The sequence below is a fragment of the Sphingobium cloacae genome, from assembly GCF_002355855.1.
Classification (GTDB): domain Bacteria; phylum Pseudomonadota; class Alphaproteobacteria; order Sphingomonadales; family Sphingomonadaceae; genus Sphingobium; species Sphingobium cloacae.
In genome coordinates, this window is sequence record NZ_AP017655.1 from 1,531,598 (window position 1) to 1,549,100 (window position 17,503).

A 17,503-nucleotide genomic window follows, 5' to 3' on the forward strand; every position below is an offset into this window, starting at 1 on the left:
TCAGGATCACTTCGAGGAAATCGCCGACGAGGCGATGGAGGATGGTCTTTCGGGCAGCGGCAGGATCACCGGCGGGGCGCTTTGCCAGCCCCCACCCAGCGCCTTGAAAAGGACCACCTGCGCGGTGGCCACTTCCATTTCCGCACTTGCCAGGGCTGCTTGCGCTTCCATGTCGGTCCGATCCGCGTCGAGCATGTCCAGAGCGGTCGCCGCTCCGGCGCTGCGCTGAATCCAAACGAGACGGCGCGCGCGCCCGGCCCGGTCCGCCGCGACACGCAAGGCGTCCATGCGGCGAAGGGCCGCCGAATAGACTTCCGCGGCCTGATTCACCTCCCGCAACGCATTGAGGATCACCGCATCGAAGGCAGCGAGAGCCGCGATCTCGCTTGCTCTGGCCTGTCGGATACGCGCTCGGGCGATGCTGATATTGGGAAAGCTCCAGCTCAGCAGCGGCCCGAACCGCCACACCCTGTTGCGGCGGGCATCCAGGCCCGCAATGGACGGCGATGACATGGCGAGGCCCCCGCCCAGCGAAATTCTGGGATAGAGATCGGCCACGGCGATACCGATCCGCGCGGTGCCGCCAGCCAATTTCTGTTCGGCGGCCCGAATGTCCGGTCGCCGGCGTAACAGCGCCGCCCCATCTCCCACCGGGATGATCGCAGCCATGGACGGCAGGCGCACGCAGGCTATTGCCGCCGCTGGCGGTTCGGTGGGCGGGTGACCGGTCAGCACCGCCAGTTCCGCCAGAGCGCTGCGGCGCGCGGCTTCAACCGGAGGAACAGCCGCGCTGGCCTGCGCTGCAAGAGTTTCAGCGCGCAGCACATCCGCTGGCGATCCGGCACCCGCGGCGCGCAGGCTTTGGGCAAGATCGCGTCCTCGTTCCGCGAAAGCGAGCGATTGCCGGGCCATATCGGCCTGCCGGGCGTGGCCACAGGCATCAAGCCATGCCCGGGTCGTTTCCGCCGCGACCGCCACCCGCAAACCATCCTGGAGCGCGGCGGCTTCCCGCATGTTCGCGATCGCAACCTTTTCGGTCGCGCCAATGCGTCCCCAAAGGTCCACTTCCCAGGAAATATCCGTGCCGAAACCGAAACGGGGGCCGGTTCGAACATGGTCGCTTCCCGCGCCACTCGCGGCGATCTGATCCTCCAGCGTGCTGCCTCGGCCGGCTTCCACCGAAAGCCCGGTTTCCGGCAGGCGCGCGGCATGCGCCTCGCTGAGGACCGCCCGCGCCTCCAGCAGGCGCGCGGATGCTGCCCTCAGATCGCGATTATTGGCGAGAGCTTCCTCGACGAGTGCGTCGAGCGCGGGCTCGCGATAGAGACTCCACCATTTGTCGGGTGGTTCTTCAGCACCCGCCGCTGCGGGGTGGGTGATGCTCGCTGGCATGGCGATCGTCGTAGCGGGCGGGTTTTCAGGCGCGGTGATGCAAGCTGACAGCAGGGACATGCCGGAAATGGACGTGATCAGGGATCGGGTGGAGAAACGCACGGTGTTCTGCTCGATGATGGCGGGCAGGCAGAATTAGGAGATCAAGGCTTGTCCTTCTCCGTCGAAACAGACAATATTCGTCGCAATATGGACAGTCTTCGTACTTATCAGGATTGCGAACGCGCGCCGCAGCCCGTTGCCGCCCTTGCAAGCGATTATGCCGATGGGGAATATGTCGATCCGCACCGGCATATCCGTGCACAGCTCATCCACACACTCACCGGTGTCATGACGGTGACAAGCCAGGACGGCAGTTGGGTCGTGCCGACTGGCCGGGCCGTATGGATGCCGCCGCACGAGGATCATGCGATCCGGATCGCGGGCCATGTTACCATGCGGACGGTATTCGTGCGCCAGGATGCACGGCCCGGTTTTCCGACAATGTGCGAGGTGATCGAAGTGTCGCCTTTGCTGCGCGAAGCCATCGTTGCGGCCGTTCACATACCCCTGGACTATGCGGCGCATGGACGTGACGAACGGGTCATGGAACTGATCCTCGACGAGATCGAAGCCGCACCCCGCCTACACCTTCATGTTCCCATGCCGCGCGATGCCCGCCTGGGCCGCATCTGCCAGAAGCTGATCGCCGATCCGTCAATGCCCGCCACGCTGGAGGGGCTGGCCGTCGAAGTCCATGTCAGCAGTCGGACGCTGGCACGCATGTTCCATCGCGAAACTGGCATGAGCTTCGGCGCATGGCTTCGCCGCATGCGGCTGTTGTTGAGCCTGCCGCGCCTGGCCGCGGGGGCCTCGATTTTGGAGGTGGCCCTGGAACATGGCTATGACAGCCCCAGCGCCTTCGCCGCGATGTTCCGCCGAACGCTCGGCCTATCTCCGACCGCCTATCTCGCGCGGGGCACATCCCCGCCCTCATCGGAATAGGCTGGCATCGACGACGGCTTCATCGAGATAAGCAACAGCCATGGCGAACACGCCTGCCTTGCCATGCCATCACCTGGCTCCCGACATGGACGGTGCCGCCTACTATATCTGCCGCGCCCCACAGATGCCGTTCGAGTTAAACTTGCGGTGGTATCGGCATTGATCCCCCAGAAGCCCGGCTCCTCCCTGAGCCACGAACTTTGTTCACCTGATGATCTGATAGCAGAGCCGGCAATTATTGGCGACACGAAGGAACCGGAAAATGAGATTGCAATTCATTGCACGCCGCTGGAGCACCCGTTGGCGTCATCCTTTGTCGGACAGCAGGTCGCGCATGCGCCCAGCGGGTTCGAGCGGCGTCGGCACCGCCTTCACATCGCTGACGTTGCCAGCCGTCAGCATCAGCACATAGGGACGGCCGATGACGTCGGTGAGCGCGTGGACCTAAGTGTTTGATCCCACGGTTTGATGGTGCGATCCTTTCGTTGGAATGGAAGGAAGCCTTATGGGACAGGTACGTCACGGGAGCGCCACGACCACGCACGCCGTCCGAGCAGCAATACAGCGATCGCAAGCTTCGCTCGCGACGCTGAGCCGGGATTTGGGGATCAACCCGAAGACGGTGGCGAAGTGGCGCAAGCGGGCGACGGTCGAGGATTTGAAGACCGGGCCGAAGGCCCCTCATTCCACCACCCTGTCCGAGGCCGAGGAGGCAATGGTTGTGGCGTTCCGTCGACACACGTTGCTGCCGCTCGATGACTGTCTTTATGCCCTGCAACCATCGATCCCGCACCTGACACGATCGGCGCTGCATCGGTGCCTGCAGCGACACGGCATCTCTCGCCTGCCCGACATCGAAGGTGACAAGCCAAAGCGACAACGCTTCAAACGCTATCCGATCGGCTTCTTCCACATCGATATTGCCGAAGTGCAAACTGCAGAAGGCAAGCTGTACCTGTTCGTCGGCATCGACCGCACCAGCAAGTTCGCCGTCACGCAACTCGTCGACAAGGCGGATCGCCGAACGGCGTGGGAGTTCCTCGAACACCTGCTGAAAGCGGTGCCCTACCGCATCCACACGATCCTGACGGACAATGGCATCCAGTTCGCCGAGCAGCCGCGCAACCGTAACACCGCATGGTCACGCCAGATGCGCTTCGACATGATCTGCGAGGCAAACGACATCGAGCATCGTCTCACCAAACCGAACCACCCGTGGACCAACGGCCAGGTCGAGCGGATGAACCGGACCATCAAGGAGGCGACCGTCAAACGCTTCCACTACGACAGCCATCAGCAACTCCGGACGCACCTCGCTGACTTCATGGCCGCCTACAACTTCGCCCGAAGGCTCAAAACGCTCAGCGGGCTCACACCCTACGAATACATCGCCAAGATCTGGACGTCAGAGCCAGAACGGTTCATCGTCAACCCAATCCACCAGATGCCGGGACTGAACAACTAGCGATAATCGACCTGATGCTCGACCAACTCGGCCGTCGCGTGGATTGCGAGATCAGCTATATGATCGAAGAGATCGCCGAGATCGACCGGTTCGCGCAGCGGCTCGTGGAGGATGGTTTTGATCAGGATGAACGGATATCGGGCGCAAGGGAGAGGGTCGCCTCGGCACGCACGGGAACGTTCCTCGCGCAAAATCTCCGGCACGAATATGACCGAGCCGGAGAACTGCTTTCGCTATGCCTGGACATGGCCATTGGCGCGGGCGAGCAGTATACTGGTCCGGCGGAGGCCCTGCTTGCCCGGCGAGTTGAGCCCGAGATGGAGTTGCTCGGGAGCTTCCATATTGTGGGGAAATCCTAGCCCGACTACCGATGCAGGCGTCCGAGCGGCCAATTTACGAAACAACCAACCGATATATATATGCAGTCCCAACGCAAGAGCGAAAAACCCAATGAAGAATAACCGAGAGATCAATCCGAACCGGCATATTCCGTTGGCCGGCGGGTCCAACTTCAGGGACGTGGGCGGCTACGTGGCCGCAGACGGGCGACGCGTACGTTGGAACACCGTTTATCGATCGGGCGCCTTGTCCCGGCTTCAGGCGGACGACTGGCGGTGGTTCGTCGAACGTGACATCGGCGCGGTCTGCGATCTGCGCTCCGATCAGGAAAGGGAGCTCGCGCCGACGATGTGGCAAGGGGGGCAGCGAACCGAGCATCTCGGCGTCGCCTATGCCGCGGAACTGATCTTCACGCCACGGTCACCCGAGATGACGGCGACCAACGTGAACGAGATGCACCATTCCCTCTATTCGCTTTTTCCCCGGCTGCTGGCACCGTCGTTCCGGGCGATGTTCGACGCGCTGATTTCGGAACGCGTGCCGTTGATCGTGCATTGCTCGGCGGGACAGGATCGGACGGGACTGGCGATCGGGCTGTTGCTCACGGCGCTGGGCGTGCCACGGGAAACGATCCTCGAGGATTATCTGCTCTCGACCGATTTCCGCCGCGTGGAAAACGAACTGGACCATCACGGCCTCGCGCATCTTTCCGACCGAAACATCGTGGCCCGCTTCTATGCCCAAAGGATCGCGCAACAGGGCTTCGAAGTCATGCGAGCCCGCCCGTTGGTGAACAAAGCGGGAGAGCCTTTGCTCCTGGGCGCATTTGCCGCCATCAGCGACGAGTGGGGATCGATCGAAGGCTATCTGGACCAGGAACTCGGCATGGGGGCCCAGCGGATCGCTTTGCTTCGTGAGAACTGCCTGGAAAAAATATGATGCCGCTCATCGGGACCACGCGTGCCGATCGGCGTGACCGAGGGCAATGAATGGTGCTGTCTGAAGCATCCTGGTTTTCCGGAGGCATTTTCAACTGGGTCGGCGTGGAGATCGCAAACGTCGCCGCGAGTCATGCCGTAGCGCCGGACAAGTCGTCATTCCAGGTATCGAGACTCCCGCGAAAGACGATGCCGCGATCGGCCCGGTCCGCCTTGTGGCCTGATGCCGGTATGGTGGCCACCGAGATAAGCTCATTCAAGCTACCTCAGCTTTTGTTTCGAAGTCGATGGGGCTGAGATACACCAATATCGAGCACCTGCGTGTCGGACTACCCTTGATGTCGTGAACGATCGTCTTGCCAGTTCATGACAGCAGCGTGGGCCCGACAAACTCGACGCCCTTGCCTGAAGGGAGATTGCATATCCACTCCCAACCGAAAACCACCGCATAGCCCTGCGCGAACCGGCTTACGGCCTTCCTTGCGCCGCGAACCAGGGGATCATGCGGGATATGGCGTCCTCGACCCGGTCGGTCGACACGGCGAAGCTGAAGCGGATGTGGCGATGGCCGTCGGCGGGATCGAAGTCGATGCCGGGGGCGGCGGCGACTCCGGTTTCGCGGAGCAGCTTGCGGCAGAAGGACAGGCTGTCGTTCGTCAGATGGCCGACATCGGCATAGATGTAGAAGGCCCCGTCCGGCGGCGCGATGTCCCGGAGGCCAAGAGCAGGCAGCGCCTCCAGCAGCAACTCGCGGTTGCGGCGGTAGGTGGCGACATGCCCCTCCAGCTCCGCCGTCTCATCCATCGCGACGAGGCCCGCATGCTGGGCGAGGGACGGCGGCGTCAGGAAGAGATTGCCCATGCGCGCCCTTGCCGCTTCGACCCGTTCGGGCGGCACCACGGTCCAGCCGAGCCGCCATCCCGCCATGCTGAAATATTTGGAGAAGCTGTTCACGATCACCGCGTCGGGCGCATATTCCAGCATCGAATGGGCTGGCTCGCCATAGGAAAGGCCGTGATAGATTTCGTCGGAAACGATACGGATGCCGCGTTCCGCGCAGACCTTCGCGATGGCGGCCAGTTCCCGCGGCGGGATGATGGTGCCGGTGGGATTGGCCGGACTGGCGAGGATCAGGCCGTCGGGCGCGGGGTCGAGCCGCGCCAGGGCCGCCGCGCTGATCCGATAGCGCTCGGCGGGGCCGCAATCCACTTCCTCCACCTCCAGATAGAGGGCCTTGAGCACATTGCGGTAGGCGACATAGCCGGGGCGCGCGGTCGCCACTCTGGCTCCGGGCGCGAACAGGCAGGAAAGCGCCAGCACCAGCCCCGGCGACGCGCCGCAGGTGAGGATGACCTGTTCCGGGTCCACGCCCACCCCATGACGGTCCTGGTAGAGGCGGGCGATGCGGGCCTTGAGCGCGGGGCTTTCCCAATAGCCCATGGGATCGGTGTCGAGGATGGCATGCGCGGCGGCGATGGCGGCGGCGGGAGCCCCGGTCGAAGGCTGGCCGAATTCCATGTGGAGGATGGAACGCCCCTCCGCCTCCAGCCGGTGCGCTTCGCGGCTGATGGCGATGGCGTGGAAGGGGTCGATGCCGGCGATCATGGATCGCGCCCTAGACAGGCCGCCGCCGCCCCGCAACCTTCCCCTGCGATCGGCGTTGGATCGGGGTGAGCGAAACCATCCTCGACGGATTGCAATATTATGGCGCGGGGGCGGCGACGCTGGCGGCGCTGATCGTGGCCCTGCATCTGGGGCGGCGCATCACGGGATGGGCCTTCGTCCTGTTCGTCACATCGTCGGTGGCGCTGATCCTGTGGGGTTTTCTGGCGCGGGACAGCGAAGGGATCGGCTGGCAGAATGTCGCGTTGCTCTTCATCAACGCCACGGGCGTATGGCGCTATCTCTTCTCGAAGCATCGGCCGAAGGATTGAGCCATTGCGCGCCGCGCCGACGCCGCCTAGATGAAGGCCATGATCGCGCGCCGGCTGCTGACCTCCATCGCTCTTTTCCTGTCCGGCTGCGCGGGGGCGCAGCAGGGCTATCCTTCGCTCGCCAAGCGGGCGGTGGAAGGCGCGCCCATCGCGGAGGTGGCTCCGCCGCCCGCCCCGGTCGCCGCCGACGCGGCGTTGAAGGCGCGGGTGGAGAAGCTGTCCGCGCAGGCGCAGGCCGGACGCGCCGCCTTCGACCGGGCGTATCCGGCGGCGGACCGCGCCGCGCAGGCCGCGCGCGGCGCGCCGGTGTCGAGCGACGCATGGGTTTCGGCGCAGATCGCGATCAGCGGGCTGGAAACGGCGCGCAACGACAGCGTGTCGGCGCTGGCCAGTCTCGACACGCTCTATGTCGAGCGCAGCAACGCCATCGCCGAGGGCAAGGAACAGGGCGGCGCGGAGGAGGTCGATGCGGCGCGGGCGGCGGCCCTTTCCATCGTCGACGGGCAGAATGACCGGCTGGATGCGCTGAAGGGACGGCTGGCGCAGCCTTGAATTTTTCAGAGCGCGGCTTTCACCGCGCCCTTATGCGCCTTTCCATTGTGGATATAGCGTTCCACGCCTTCGCGCATCGCGATCAGCGCCTCGTCCGACAGGTCGCGCATATATCTGGCGGGGCGGCCCGCCCATAGCTGGCGATGGGGTATGGTCTTGCCCGGCGACAGCAGCGCCCCGGCGGCGAGCATGGCGTCGCTTTCCACCGTGCATCCGTCCATCACCACCGAGGACAGCCCGATGAAGGCGCGGTCCCGCAGCGTGCAGCCGTGGACCATCGCCATATGGCCGATCAGCACATCCTCGCCGATGATGGTGGGATGGCCTTCCGCCGGGCCGCCCGATTCCGGGCCGTCGCAATGGACCACGGAGCCATCCTGGATGTTCGTCCGCGCGCCGACGCGGATGCGGTTCACATCGCCGCGCAGGACGCAATTATACCAGATGGAGACATCCTCCCCGATCTCCACGTCGCCGATGATCCGGCATCCCGGCGCGATGAAGGCGCTGGGGTGGATGACGGGCGTCTTGCCGTTGAAGGGGATGATGGTCGCTCCGGGATGGTCGGTCATGGCAGGCGTCCGATTCTATTTTCCGATGGGGATTCGACCGCTTCAGCCGTTGAGCAGGCGCGCGGCGTGGAGGGCGTGATAGGTGAGGACGCCCGAACAGCCCGCCCGCTTGAACGCCAGCAGCGTTTCGAGCACCAGCGCGTCGCGGTCCCCCGCTCCCGCCGCGACGGCGGCCTCGATCATCGCATATTCGCCCGACACCTGATAGGCGAAGACCGGGACGGCGAAGGCGTCCTTCACCCGGGCGATGATGTCGAGATAGGGCAGGCCCGGCTTCACCATCACGCTGTCCGCGCCTTCTTCGAGGTCGAGCGCGACTTCGCGCAGCGCTTCCTCGCTGTTGGCGGGGTCCATCTGATAGCTTTTCTTGTCGCCCTTCAGCAGGCCGCGCGATCCCACCGCGTCGCGGAACGGGCCGTAGAAGGCGCTCGCATATTTGGCGGAATAGGCCATGATCTGGACATTGGCATGGCCTTCTTCCTCCAGCGCCTCGCGGATCGCGCCGATGCGGCCGTCCATCATGTCGCTGGGCGCGATGATGTCCGCGCCCGCCGCCGCCTGGTTGAGCGACTGGCCGATCAGCATGTCGACCGTGGCGTCGTTGAGGACATAGCCCGCTTCATCCAGCAGGCCGTCCTGCCCGTGCACGGTATAGGGATCGAGCGCCACGTCGGTCAGGATGCCGATGTCGGGCACCGCGTCCTTGATGGCGCGGATGGCGCGGCACATGAGGTTGTCGGGATTGAGCGCCTCCGCCCCGTCGTCGCTGCGGCGTTCGGGCTGGGTGTTGGGGAAGAGGGCGAGGCAGGGGATGCCGGCGTCGCGGGCTTCCCTCGCGCGGTCGACGATGCGGTCCACCGACCAGCGCGACACGCCGGGAAGCGAGGAGATCGGCTCTTCCACCCCCTGTCCTTCGGTCACGAACAGCGGCCAGATGAAGTCGGCGGGGCTCAGGCGGTTTTCCGCATGCATCGCCCGGCTCCATGCCGACGCGCGGGGACGGCGCATGCGCAGCGCCGGATAGGAAGCATAGGTCATGCGCCGCGTTTAGGCCCGTCCCCTCGCGGGATCAATCTTCGATGCAGTCGAAGCCTGTCCTGAGCACCGCCGCAGGCGGCGTCGAAGGACCTGCCACCGAACGCAATGAAGCGTTTACGCTCTCGCCACGCTCAGGGCGAACGGATGGGCGTCGGGCCGCGGGCGGATATTGCCTTCTCCCACCTCCATTCGCCCCGGCTGACCGAAATCGAAGACCCGCATCGAAGGGTTTCTTACACGCATCACTGTCCTTTGATACGCTACTTCGAAAGGCTTAGTGGCATCTCGGGACGAACGGATATTGGGGAAACGTCCACTCTCCACCCAGAATCCGCCCATCAACATCCGTCAGGGAGGAGTCCCTCCCCCTCCCCGTTTCACCAATCATAGGCTTTCGGCAACGCCTGAGGCACCGGATCGGCATAGCGGTCGCGCAGCTTCGTCTGCCGGTCCGCCATGGGCTGCTCGACGCCATCGATCCAAACCGCCACCGGCGCGGAGGTCATCTCCAGCGGGTCGCCGTCCCAGATCACCACATCGGCGGCCTTCCCGGCCTTGAGCGAACCGATCCGGTCGCCAAGGCCCAGCGCCTCGGCCGGCGCGGAGGTGATGGTGCGCAGCGCCTGCCCCCAACTGAGGCCCGTCGCGCCCGGCACTTTGGTGAGCGCCACCATATTGCCCGCCTGCTGGTTGGCGATGCGGGCCTGCAATCCCTCATCGCCGATCAGGCCCATGGCGACCGTCACGCCCGCCTTCACCATGCGTCCCACATTGCTCTGCGTCGCGGCGAGCTTTTCGAAGCTGGAGGGCAGGTCGTCCAGTCCCCCGGCGATGACGGGCACCCTGGCGGCGGCGATCTGCGACGCCACCATCCAGCCTTCCGCCGCGCCCAGCAGGATCAGCTTCAGCGCGGGAAAATCCTGCCGCAGCGCCAGCACGTTCACTATGTCGCGGGCGCTTTCGACATGGACCATCAGCGGCATCTGGCCGTTCAGCACCGGCGCCAGCGCCTGCGCGTCGACGCGGTTGAGCAGGCTGTCCTTCGACCGTCCGTCATAACTGGCCGGAGCCTTCGCATAATCCTGCGCCTCGCGCAGCATGGTGCGGAAGGTGAGGTAGGATGCCGCACGGCTGCCGCCCGCGCCCGCCGCGCCCTCCTCGCCCATTTCGACATATTGGAAGGCTCTTGGTTTGGTGATCGGGTTCATGTCCGCGCCAAGGTCGATGACCGCTCCCTGTCCCGCGAAGATGCCCGCCACCGCCGCGGGCGCGACCACGGCGCGCGTGACGCCGCCGGTGCGGCTGACCGCGACGGGGTTCGCCAGGGGATTGATCGCGGGCGTCACGTCCAGCGCCGCCGAGAAAGGGGATTTCGCCTGGGTGTCATTGGTCTGCGACACGGCGGGCACTTCGATCAGGCCGACGCGGGTGAAGCCGGACACGATGCCCGGCGTCACCCATTTGCCCTGCGCGTCGATGGTCTTCGCGCCCGCGGGGACGGCGACGCCCGCGCCCGCCGCGACGACCTTGCCTGCGGAGATGACGACCGTGCCGTTCGGGATCGGCTCCGATCCATCGCCGATCGCCACGGTCGCGCCGGTGATGGCGACGGTCTGGGCGAAAGCGGGAAGCGACAGGCCGGAAAGCAGGCCCGCGGCCACAAGGGGAAAGCATTTCCTCATTTCACGTCTCCCGCGCCGATCTGGCCCAGTTCGAAATCGCTGACCGGACGCCGCTTCGGATCGTGGGCGTCATAGAGCAGCGCGCCGTCCACCCACACCTTTTCCGGGCGGCTATAAGTGCTGAAGGGATTGCCGTTCCACAGCACGATATCGGCCATCTTCCCGGGCCTGAGGCTGCCGGTCCGCTCGGCGATGCCCATGGCGCGCGCCGGGTTGATGGCGAGCCATGTCCACGCGACCTCATCCGGGATCGCCATGCCCATGCGCCGCCCCGCGCCCAGCGCCTTGGCCGCTTCCTGATTGAGCCGCTGGATGCCGTTCTCATCGTCGCTATGGACGATGGCGCAGCCGCCCGCGCGCTGGATCAGCGGGACATTCTCCTTGATCCCGTCATAGGCTTCCATCTTGAAACCGTACCAGTCGCCCCACATCGCCGCGCAAATCCCGTTGTCGCGCAGCAGGTCCGCGATCTTGTAGGCTTCGACGGCATGGTGGAAGGCCGCGACCCTGTATCCGAACTCCTTCGCCATATCGATGACATTGGCCATCTCGTCGGCGCGATAACAATGGTTGTGGACGAGGATCTTGCCCTCCAGCACGTCGGCCAGCGTCTCCATGCCCAGGTCGCGGGTCTGCTCCTCGCCCCTGGCACGCTTCTTCTGATATTCGCGGGCCTTGATCCAGGTCTGGCGGTCGACCGCGATGTTGCCCATGCGGGTGCTGGGCTCCTGCCCCTTCTCGCCGTAGACGCGCTTGGGATTTTCGCCGCACGCCATTTTGAGGCCATAGGGCGCGCCGGGGAACTTCATCCCCTGCATGGTGCGGGCAGGGACATTCTTGAGCGTCACGCTCCGCCCGCCGAACAGATTGGCGGAGCCCGGCAATATCTGGAGCGTGGTGACGCCGCCATTGGCGAGCGCCCGCCCGAAACCGGGGTCCTGCGGCCAGACGGAATGTTCCGCCCACACATGCGCGGTGACGGGCCCCGTCATCTCATTGCCGTCCGACAATGCGTCCACGCTGGGCGAAGGATAGTCGCCCAGATGGCTGTGGATGTCGATCACGCCGGGCGTGACATATTTCCCCGTCCCGTCAAAGACAGCGATGTCCGCCGGGACGGGCGTGTCCGGCCCGCCGATCGCCGTGACCTTTCCTTCGGACAGGAAGATCACGCCATTGTCGATCCGCCCGCCTTCCCCGTCGAAGATCGTCGCGCCGCGAATGGCGGTCGCCATGCCCGGATAGGGCCGATAGGTGGACGGGTAGGGATCGGCGGGTTCGGCGGACGGATCCTCCTTCACCGCGTCCTTCTTCTTCGCCGCCATGCCGGTGCCCGCGCAGGCCAGCAAAGCCAGCGCCAGCGCGAATGTGCGCGTCGTCTTCATCGTCCTGCCTTCCCTGTTCATTGCACGCCGTGCATCCACCGCTTGATGAGCGGCGCCAGCACCAGCAGCGCCGCGCCCACGATGGCCGCCGCGATGCCGATGGTCCAGAAAACCCCGATATAGGTGTCCAGGCTGACCTTCAGGTTGGTCACCTGCCCGCCCACGGTTTCCACGCTGGCGACCTGCGCGACGATGCCCGCGACATATTGCGCGACGGAGATCGACAGGAACCACACGCCCATCATCAGCCCGACCACCCGCGCCAGCGACAGCTTGGTGATCATCGAAAGGCCGACCGGCGATATGCACAGTTCCGCGGCGGAATGGATGAAATACAGTCCCGCGAGCCACCAGATCGCGACCTTGAAATCCGGCCCCGCATATTGCGCGCCCCAGACCAGGAACATGAATCCGACCCCCACCGCGATCAGGGCCATGGCGAATTTGATCGGGATGGAGGGCTCCAGCCCCCGCTTCGCCAGCGCGTTCCACATGATGCCGAACAGCGGCGCGAGCATCACGATGAAAAAGGCGTTGAAGAACTGCGTCTGCCCCGCGCTGATCGAAAACAGGCCGAAGACCGACAGGTCCGTGTTGCGATCCGCAAACAGGGTCAGCGAAGACCCAGCCTGTTCGAACAGCGTCCAGAAGACGACGTTGAACACCACCAGCACCATCGCCGCCAGCATCATCTGGAATTCGACCCGGTTCCCTTCGAACCAGGCCCAGACCAGGATACCGGGAATCGACAGCACGAAGGTCGCGAACAGCACCTTGCCCATGATCGGCAGCGACAGCAGGTAGGGAATGATCCCCTCGCCCGGCCGGGCATCCGCATTGTGCATCAGGTTGGTGAAGAGGAACCAGGCCACCGGCACCGCCAGCACCGCGCCCGCATAGATGAGCAGGCTGCGGTCCGGTCCGGATTGCTCGGGCGTCTCGCCATAGCCCGCCAGCTTGCCGCCATCGAACTGGATCAGGCTCCAGCTGAACAGCATGCCCAGCGCGGCAAGGCCGAAACCCGCCCACCAGCCGACCGTATCGGCCAGCAACGGGCAGAGAAGCTGCGAAAAGAGCGAGCCGAGATTGATCCCCATATAGAATATGGTGAAGCCCGCGTCCCTCCGCCGGTCGCCTTTCTCGTAAAGCTCGCCCACGATGGTGGAGATATTGGGCTTGAAGAACCCATTGCCGACCGTGACCATCGAAAGGCCGATGAGCAGCAGCATCGTATAGAAGGGGGAGCGTTCGCCCGCGGCCTTGAAACCGCCCTTTTCGACCGTGCGCGCGACATCGCCCCGCCCGTCGAGCAGCGACACGGTGCCGTCCTCATTGCCCCGGATTTCCAGACGCCGCGCGCCGTCCACGACAAAGCGCTTCTCCGCGCCGCTACTGGTCGGGCGGTCGACGAAATTCTCGACCTGCACTTCATAACGCTGCCCGTCGATGACCGCATGGGGCCTGGCCGTCTCCCCGCCGAAGCACAGGATGAAATAGCCCAGCGCCATCAGCAGCGCGCCGAACTTGACGGAGCGTTTCGCGCCCAGATAGCGATCCGCGATCAGCCCGCCGACCAGCGGCGTCAGGTACACCAGCGCCGTGAAGCCGCCATAAATCCCGTTGGTCGTCTGATCGTCGAAAAGGAAATGCTTGGTCAGGTAGAGCGTCAGCAGCGCCCGCATCCCGTAGAAGCCGAACCGCTCCCACATTTCGGTCGTGAAAAGCCGCGCCAGTTGCCGGGGGTGGCCGAACCATTGCGGCCGTTCGTCCACGGGCTGACGGGCCGCATCCACGCCGGCATTGTCGCCAGCGGTTGGATTGGCCATGATCGATAACTCCCTTGCCATGCTCCGGCCCTTCGCGGGGCCATCAGCATGCCCCGACCCTAGCGAAGAAATTGCGCGTGTGAAGAACATCATTACAAGACTCGCAAACAATCGAAGAGAAAGCCTGTGACCTTCAACGACCCCACGACCCCGCTCTCGCTGCTCCGCACGCGCCGCTCCGGCAAGCCGCGCGACCTGATCGCGCCCGGCCCCGACCAGGATCAGCTCCGGCAGATATTGGAGATCGCGGCCCGCACGCCCGACCATGGAAAGCTCTTTCCCTGGCGCTTCGTCATCGTGCCGACGGAAAGGCGCGCGGCGCTGGCCGCCCTGCTGGAAACCGCCTATCGCAAGGAAAAACCCGATGCGGGACGGCTGGAGATAGAGGCCCTGCACCAGTTCGCCCATCAGGCCCCCGCCCTGGTGGTCGTCCTGTCCTCCCCCGTCGCGAACAGCAAGATACCCGCATGGGAGCAGGAGCTTTCCGCCGGCGCCGCCATCATGAACCTGCTCCATGCCGCCCATGCGCTGGGGTTTGCCGGAGGATGGCTCACCGGCTGGGCCGCCTATCATGAAGATGTGCGGGCGGCCTTTGGCGGGGAAGGCGAACGCATCGCCGGCTTCGTCTTTCTGGGCACCCCGGCCAAAGAGCTGGAGGAACGGCCCCGGCCAGATTATGATAAAATAGCTTCCTTCTGGGACAGATAAATATAACGGCGGGCCGGTATGTCGTTATACATGGTTGACCCGCGATGCTGTATTATGGCACTGATGCACCATGGCCGACGACAGCAAGCCCGTTTACCTGCGCCTTCGCGACACCATCGCCGCCTCCATATTGGACGGCGAATATGGCGATGGCGACCTGCTTCCATCCGTCCGCGCCTTTGCCGGGCAGCAAGGGGCCAACCCGCTCACCGTAGCCAAGGCCTATCAGAGCTTTCAGGATGACGGGCTGGTCGTGGTGAAGCGCGGCGTCGGCATGTTCGTGGCGGACGGCGCGACTCGCCGACTGCGCGAAACCGAACGCAAGCGCTTCGTCGAGGATGTCTGGCCCCCCGTCGCCGCGCAAATCCGCCGCCTCGGCCTGCGGCCCGAAGAACTGGACATGCAGCAGGCCTGAAACGCGCTGTTTTGGGTGGGTTGCGGACGGTCCGATTATCTAACACTTCAATTTAAGGGTCCACGCACTCACCCCCGTTCGCCCTGAGCTTGTCGAAGGGTCAGCCTGAGCGAAGTCGAAGGCAACACCTCACTTCGTTCGGTGGAAGGCCCTTCGGCAAGCTCATGACAGGCTTCGACTTCCCTCAGCCCGAACGGATGAAGGCGTGTCTGGAAATGGCCGAAACCCGCCGTCACGGGATTGCGGGTTTGCGATCCACCTGGCTGCTTTCCTCCCGCGCAGGCAGGAGCATGAACAGATCACATCTACCGCGCCGCGAGCCCTTCCTTCGCCGAACCCGTATAAGCCTGCTCCAGATGTGCCCGAAGCTGCGGATGGCCGGGGGCCAGCGCGACCGCTTTTTCCAACAGGTCGACGGCCGCCCGCCGGTTCGTCCCGGTTTTGAACAGCGTCCAGCCATAGGCATCCGCCGTGATCGGGCTTTCGGGCATCAGGCGATAGGCGAAGGCCGCATAGGCGCGCGCCTGGCCGGCATCCCCGGCCTCCAGCGAAGCGCGGGCCATGTCGGCCATCAGCAAGGCATCGTTCGGCCCGATCCGCGCCGCGACCGCCTTCAGCATCCTCAATGCATCCCGCCATTGCCCCTGCGCCATATAGCCGGAAGCGGCGAGTCTCAGCCCCAGCACGTCATCGGGATTTTGCGACAGGAACAGGCGCACGACCTGAAAGGACCGCGCGGGATCGCCCGCCCTTTGCAAGGCGGCGGCGAGGCGCAATGCGACATCGCGGCCGAAACGAAGATTGGCCGCCATCTCATAGGCCTTCACCGCTTCCCCCGGCCGCCCCGCCGCGTCGAGTGCATCGCCCCATATGACATAGGCGTCGGGCGCGCCGGGATTGGCTTCGCTCAGCGACCGGGCCCGCGCCACGGCCTGCTGCGCCTGTCCGGTGCTGAGCAGCGCCCGGATATAGGGGATATTCTCCCTCGCCGACGCCACGTTCACAGGGACGGAACCGGCCAGCGCGGCGTCCTGCGCGTTGACGAAGGGTGCCGCTGACGGGCGGTCGGGCCATAGCGCGCGGGCCAGCATGTCGTCGGCCATGATCCGGTCGCCCATCGCTTCCTGCGCGCGCGCGGCCAGCGTCAGCACATAGGGATCGGCGTCCCTCTGCGCGACGAGCGGCGCAAGGACGGTCGCGGCGGAAGGGAAATCCGACGCGAGATAATAGGCCCGCCCCAGCAAAGTGCGTGCGACGCCGTTATCGGGCTGCTGCTGGACCAGTGGCGCAAGGGCTTCGAGGGCCAGCGTCGCATTGCCGTCCTCCAGATGCAGGACACCCCGCAGCAGCATGGTCGCCGGATCGCCGTCCAGCCGCCCCTGAGTCCGTGTCAGGAGCGAGCGGGCAAGGTCCGCCCGGCCCGCCCGCGCCGCCATGACCGCCTGCATGAAGAAGGCCCGCGCATGGCCCGGCTCCAGCGCCAGCAGGCGGCGCGTGGCGCTCAGCATCCGGCGCGCTTCCCCGGCATCGGCGAGTGTGGCCGCATATTGTTCCAGGACCGGAACGGAATCGGGATTAATGGCGAGCGCCCGCTCGAACCAGGGCAGGGCCGCGACCAGCCCATATTGGCTGCGCGTCAGTTCCCCGCGCAGGAGCAACGCCTTCACATTCTGCGGCGCCAGTCCGACCGCCTGGTCCGCCGCGACGATGGCCCCTGCCTGATCGCCCAGCGCCAGCCGGTAGCGCGCCGTGTCGATCCAGCTTTCCGGGTCTTTCCCCGCCAGCTCCCGCGCCCGGTCCAGCGCCGCTCCGGCCGCCGCCATGTCGCCCCGCGCCATCTGGATATTGCCGGTGGTCCGCATCGCGGCGGCATCGAAGGATGCAGGGATGTCGCCCGACTCCACCTCCGCCAGCGCGGCGTCCGCATCCCCCCGCAAAAGCAGGGCCTGCGCCATCAGCACCCGTGTCTCGCCCGCCTTGCCGCCCAGGACGCGCGCGCGTTCGATCTCCGCCTGCGCGCCCGCCCCGTCGCCCAGATCGACCAGCGCCCGCGCCTGTGCGATGCGAGCGGGAATAGAGGCCGGATCGGCCCGAATGGCGTTCAACAGCTCGACCCGCGCCGTCCGCGCATCGCCCTTGACGAGCGCGGCGATTCCCCGGGAGAGCGGCGCGGTCCCGTCCGACTCATGCCGCCGCCATTGCCACAGCGCCGCCACCGACAGCAGCAGGACGGCGATACCCGCCAGCAAAAACAGGCGCTTGCGGTTCATGCG

At 65.3% G+C, this 17,503-nt stretch carries 17 protein-coding genes; 9 read left to right on the plus strand and 8 right to left on the minus strand.

Translation table 11 applies throughout. From position 1 onward, the window contains the following. Window positions 1-6: 6 nt before the first annotated feature. The gene (locus SCLO_RS07475; RefSeq protein ID WP_231923374.1) at window positions 7-1,392 is read right to left on the minus strand and encodes an efflux transporter outer membrane subunit; all 1,386 of its coding nucleotides are present in this window, start codon (window positions 1,390-1,392) and stop codon (window positions 7-9) included. Between SCLO_RS07475 and SCLO_RS23285 the strand changes: the two genes are divergently transcribed. The 5 genes from SCLO_RS23285 (at window position 1,391) to SCLO_RS07490 (ending at window position 5,119) form a co-directional block, all read left to right on the plus strand. Then, window positions 1,391-1,531, plus strand: a complete 141-nt coding sequence (locus tag SCLO_RS23285) for a hypothetical protein (RefSeq protein ID WP_169800598.1) — start codon at window positions 1,391-1,393, stop codon at window positions 1,529-1,531. The two genes, SCLO_RS07475 and SCLO_RS23285, sit on opposite strands and share 2 nt — an antisense overlap. 50 nt (window positions 1,532-1,581) lie before the next feature. Beyond that, entirely contained in the window at window positions 1,582-2,376 is a 795-nt protein-coding gene (locus SCLO_RS07480; RefSeq protein ID WP_066522163.1) for an AraC family transcriptional regulator, read from the plus strand. Between the two features lie 505 nt (window positions 2,377-2,881). Continuing rightward, window positions 2,882-3,841: an IS481 family transposase gene (locus SCLO_RS07485; protein WP_096362068.1), complete on the plus strand. Its 960-nt coding sequence runs from the start codon at window positions 2,882-2,884 to the stop codon at window positions 3,839-3,841. A gap of 14 nt (window positions 3,842-3,855) precedes the next feature. Then, window positions 3,856-4,200 (plus strand): hypothetical protein, encoded by a 345-nt coding sequence (locus SCLO_RS23290; RefSeq protein WP_169800548.1) that lies wholly within the window; start codon window positions 3,856-3,858, stop codon window positions 4,198-4,200. After that, entirely contained in the window at window positions 4,184-5,119 is a 936-nt protein-coding gene (locus SCLO_RS07490) for a tyrosine-protein phosphatase (RefSeq protein ID WP_169925556.1), read from the plus strand. Before SCLO_RS23290 ends, SCLO_RS07490 begins: the two co-directional genes overlap by 17 nt. Window positions 5,120-5,586: 467 nt before the next feature. Here SCLO_RS07490 and SCLO_RS07495 read toward each other — a convergent pair whose 3' ends face one another. Next, the gene (locus SCLO_RS07495) at window positions 5,587-6,723 is read right to left on the minus strand and encodes an aminotransferase class I/II-fold pyridoxal phosphate-dependent enzyme (RefSeq protein WP_066516043.1); all 1,137 of its coding nucleotides are present in this window, start codon (window positions 6,721-6,723) and stop codon (window positions 5,587-5,589) included. A gap of 65 nt (window positions 6,724-6,788) precedes the next feature. Between SCLO_RS07495 and SCLO_RS07500 the strand changes: the two genes are divergently transcribed. Next, entirely contained in the window at window positions 6,789-7,052 is a 264-nt protein-coding gene (locus tag SCLO_RS07500; protein WP_066516044.1) for a hypothetical protein, read from the plus strand. 39 nt (window positions 7,053-7,091) lie between these two features. Further along, window positions 7,092-7,604 carry a hypothetical protein gene (locus SCLO_RS07505; protein ID WP_066516289.1) on the plus strand — a complete coding sequence of 171 codons (513 nt, stop codon included), beginning with the start codon at window positions 7,092-7,094 and terminating at the stop codon, window positions 7,602-7,604. 5 nt (window positions 7,605-7,609) lie between these two features. Here SCLO_RS07505 and SCLO_RS07510 read toward each other — a convergent pair whose 3' ends face one another. The 5 genes from SCLO_RS07510 to SCLO_RS07530 form a co-directional block, all read right to left on the minus strand. Beyond that, window positions 7,610-8,176 (minus strand): gamma carbonic anhydrase family protein, encoded by a 567-nt coding sequence (locus SCLO_RS07510; RefSeq protein ID WP_066516047.1) that lies wholly within the window; start codon window positions 8,174-8,176, stop codon window positions 7,610-7,612. 42 nt (window positions 8,177-8,218) lie between these two features. After that, window positions 8,219-9,214: a porphobilinogen synthase gene (gene hemB / locus SCLO_RS07515; protein ID WP_066516049.1), complete on the minus strand. Its 996-nt coding sequence runs from the start codon at window positions 9,212-9,214 to the stop codon at window positions 8,219-8,221. A gap of 377 nt (window positions 9,215-9,591) precedes the next feature. Further along, on the minus strand, window positions 9,592-10,896 hold the full coding sequence (locus SCLO_RS07520; protein ID WP_066516051.1) for an amidohydrolase family protein: 1,305 nt from the start codon (window positions 10,894-10,896) through the stop codon (window positions 9,592-9,594). Further along, a complete protein-coding gene (locus SCLO_RS07525; protein WP_066516054.1) occupies window positions 10,893-12,281 on the minus strand; it encodes an amidohydrolase in 1,389 nt (462 codons plus the stop codon). Before SCLO_RS07525 ends, SCLO_RS07520 begins: the two co-directional genes overlap by 4 nt. Window positions 12,282-12,298: 17 nt before the next feature. Then, window positions 12,299-14,107: a peptide MFS transporter gene (locus SCLO_RS07530; protein ID WP_083949032.1), complete on the minus strand. Its 1,809-nt coding sequence runs from the start codon at window positions 14,105-14,107 to the stop codon at window positions 12,299-12,301. 126 nt (window positions 14,108-14,233) lie between these two features. On the opposite strand from SCLO_RS07530, the gene SCLO_RS07535 reads away from it, so the two are divergent. Both SCLO_RS07535 and SCLO_RS07540 read left to right on the plus strand, forming a co-directional pair. Then, window positions 14,234-14,815 (plus strand): nitroreductase family protein, encoded by a 582-nt coding sequence (locus tag SCLO_RS07535; protein WP_066516066.1) that lies wholly within the window; start codon window positions 14,234-14,236, stop codon window positions 14,813-14,815. A gap of 70 nt (window positions 14,816-14,885) precedes the next feature. Continuing rightward, the gene (locus SCLO_RS07540; RefSeq protein WP_066516070.1) at window positions 14,886-15,230 is read left to right on the plus strand and encodes a GntR family transcriptional regulator; all 345 of its coding nucleotides are present in this window, start codon (window positions 14,886-14,888) and stop codon (window positions 15,228-15,230) included. A 305-nt stretch (window positions 15,231-15,535) separates the two neighbouring features. Here the strand turns inward: SCLO_RS07540 and SCLO_RS07545 are convergent, their stop codons facing one another. Next, window positions 15,536-17,500, minus strand: a complete 1,965-nt coding sequence (locus SCLO_RS07545) for a tetratricopeptide repeat protein (protein ID WP_066516072.1) — start codon at window positions 17,498-17,500, stop codon at window positions 15,536-15,538. Between the last annotated feature and the right edge of the window lie 3 nt (window positions 17,501-17,503).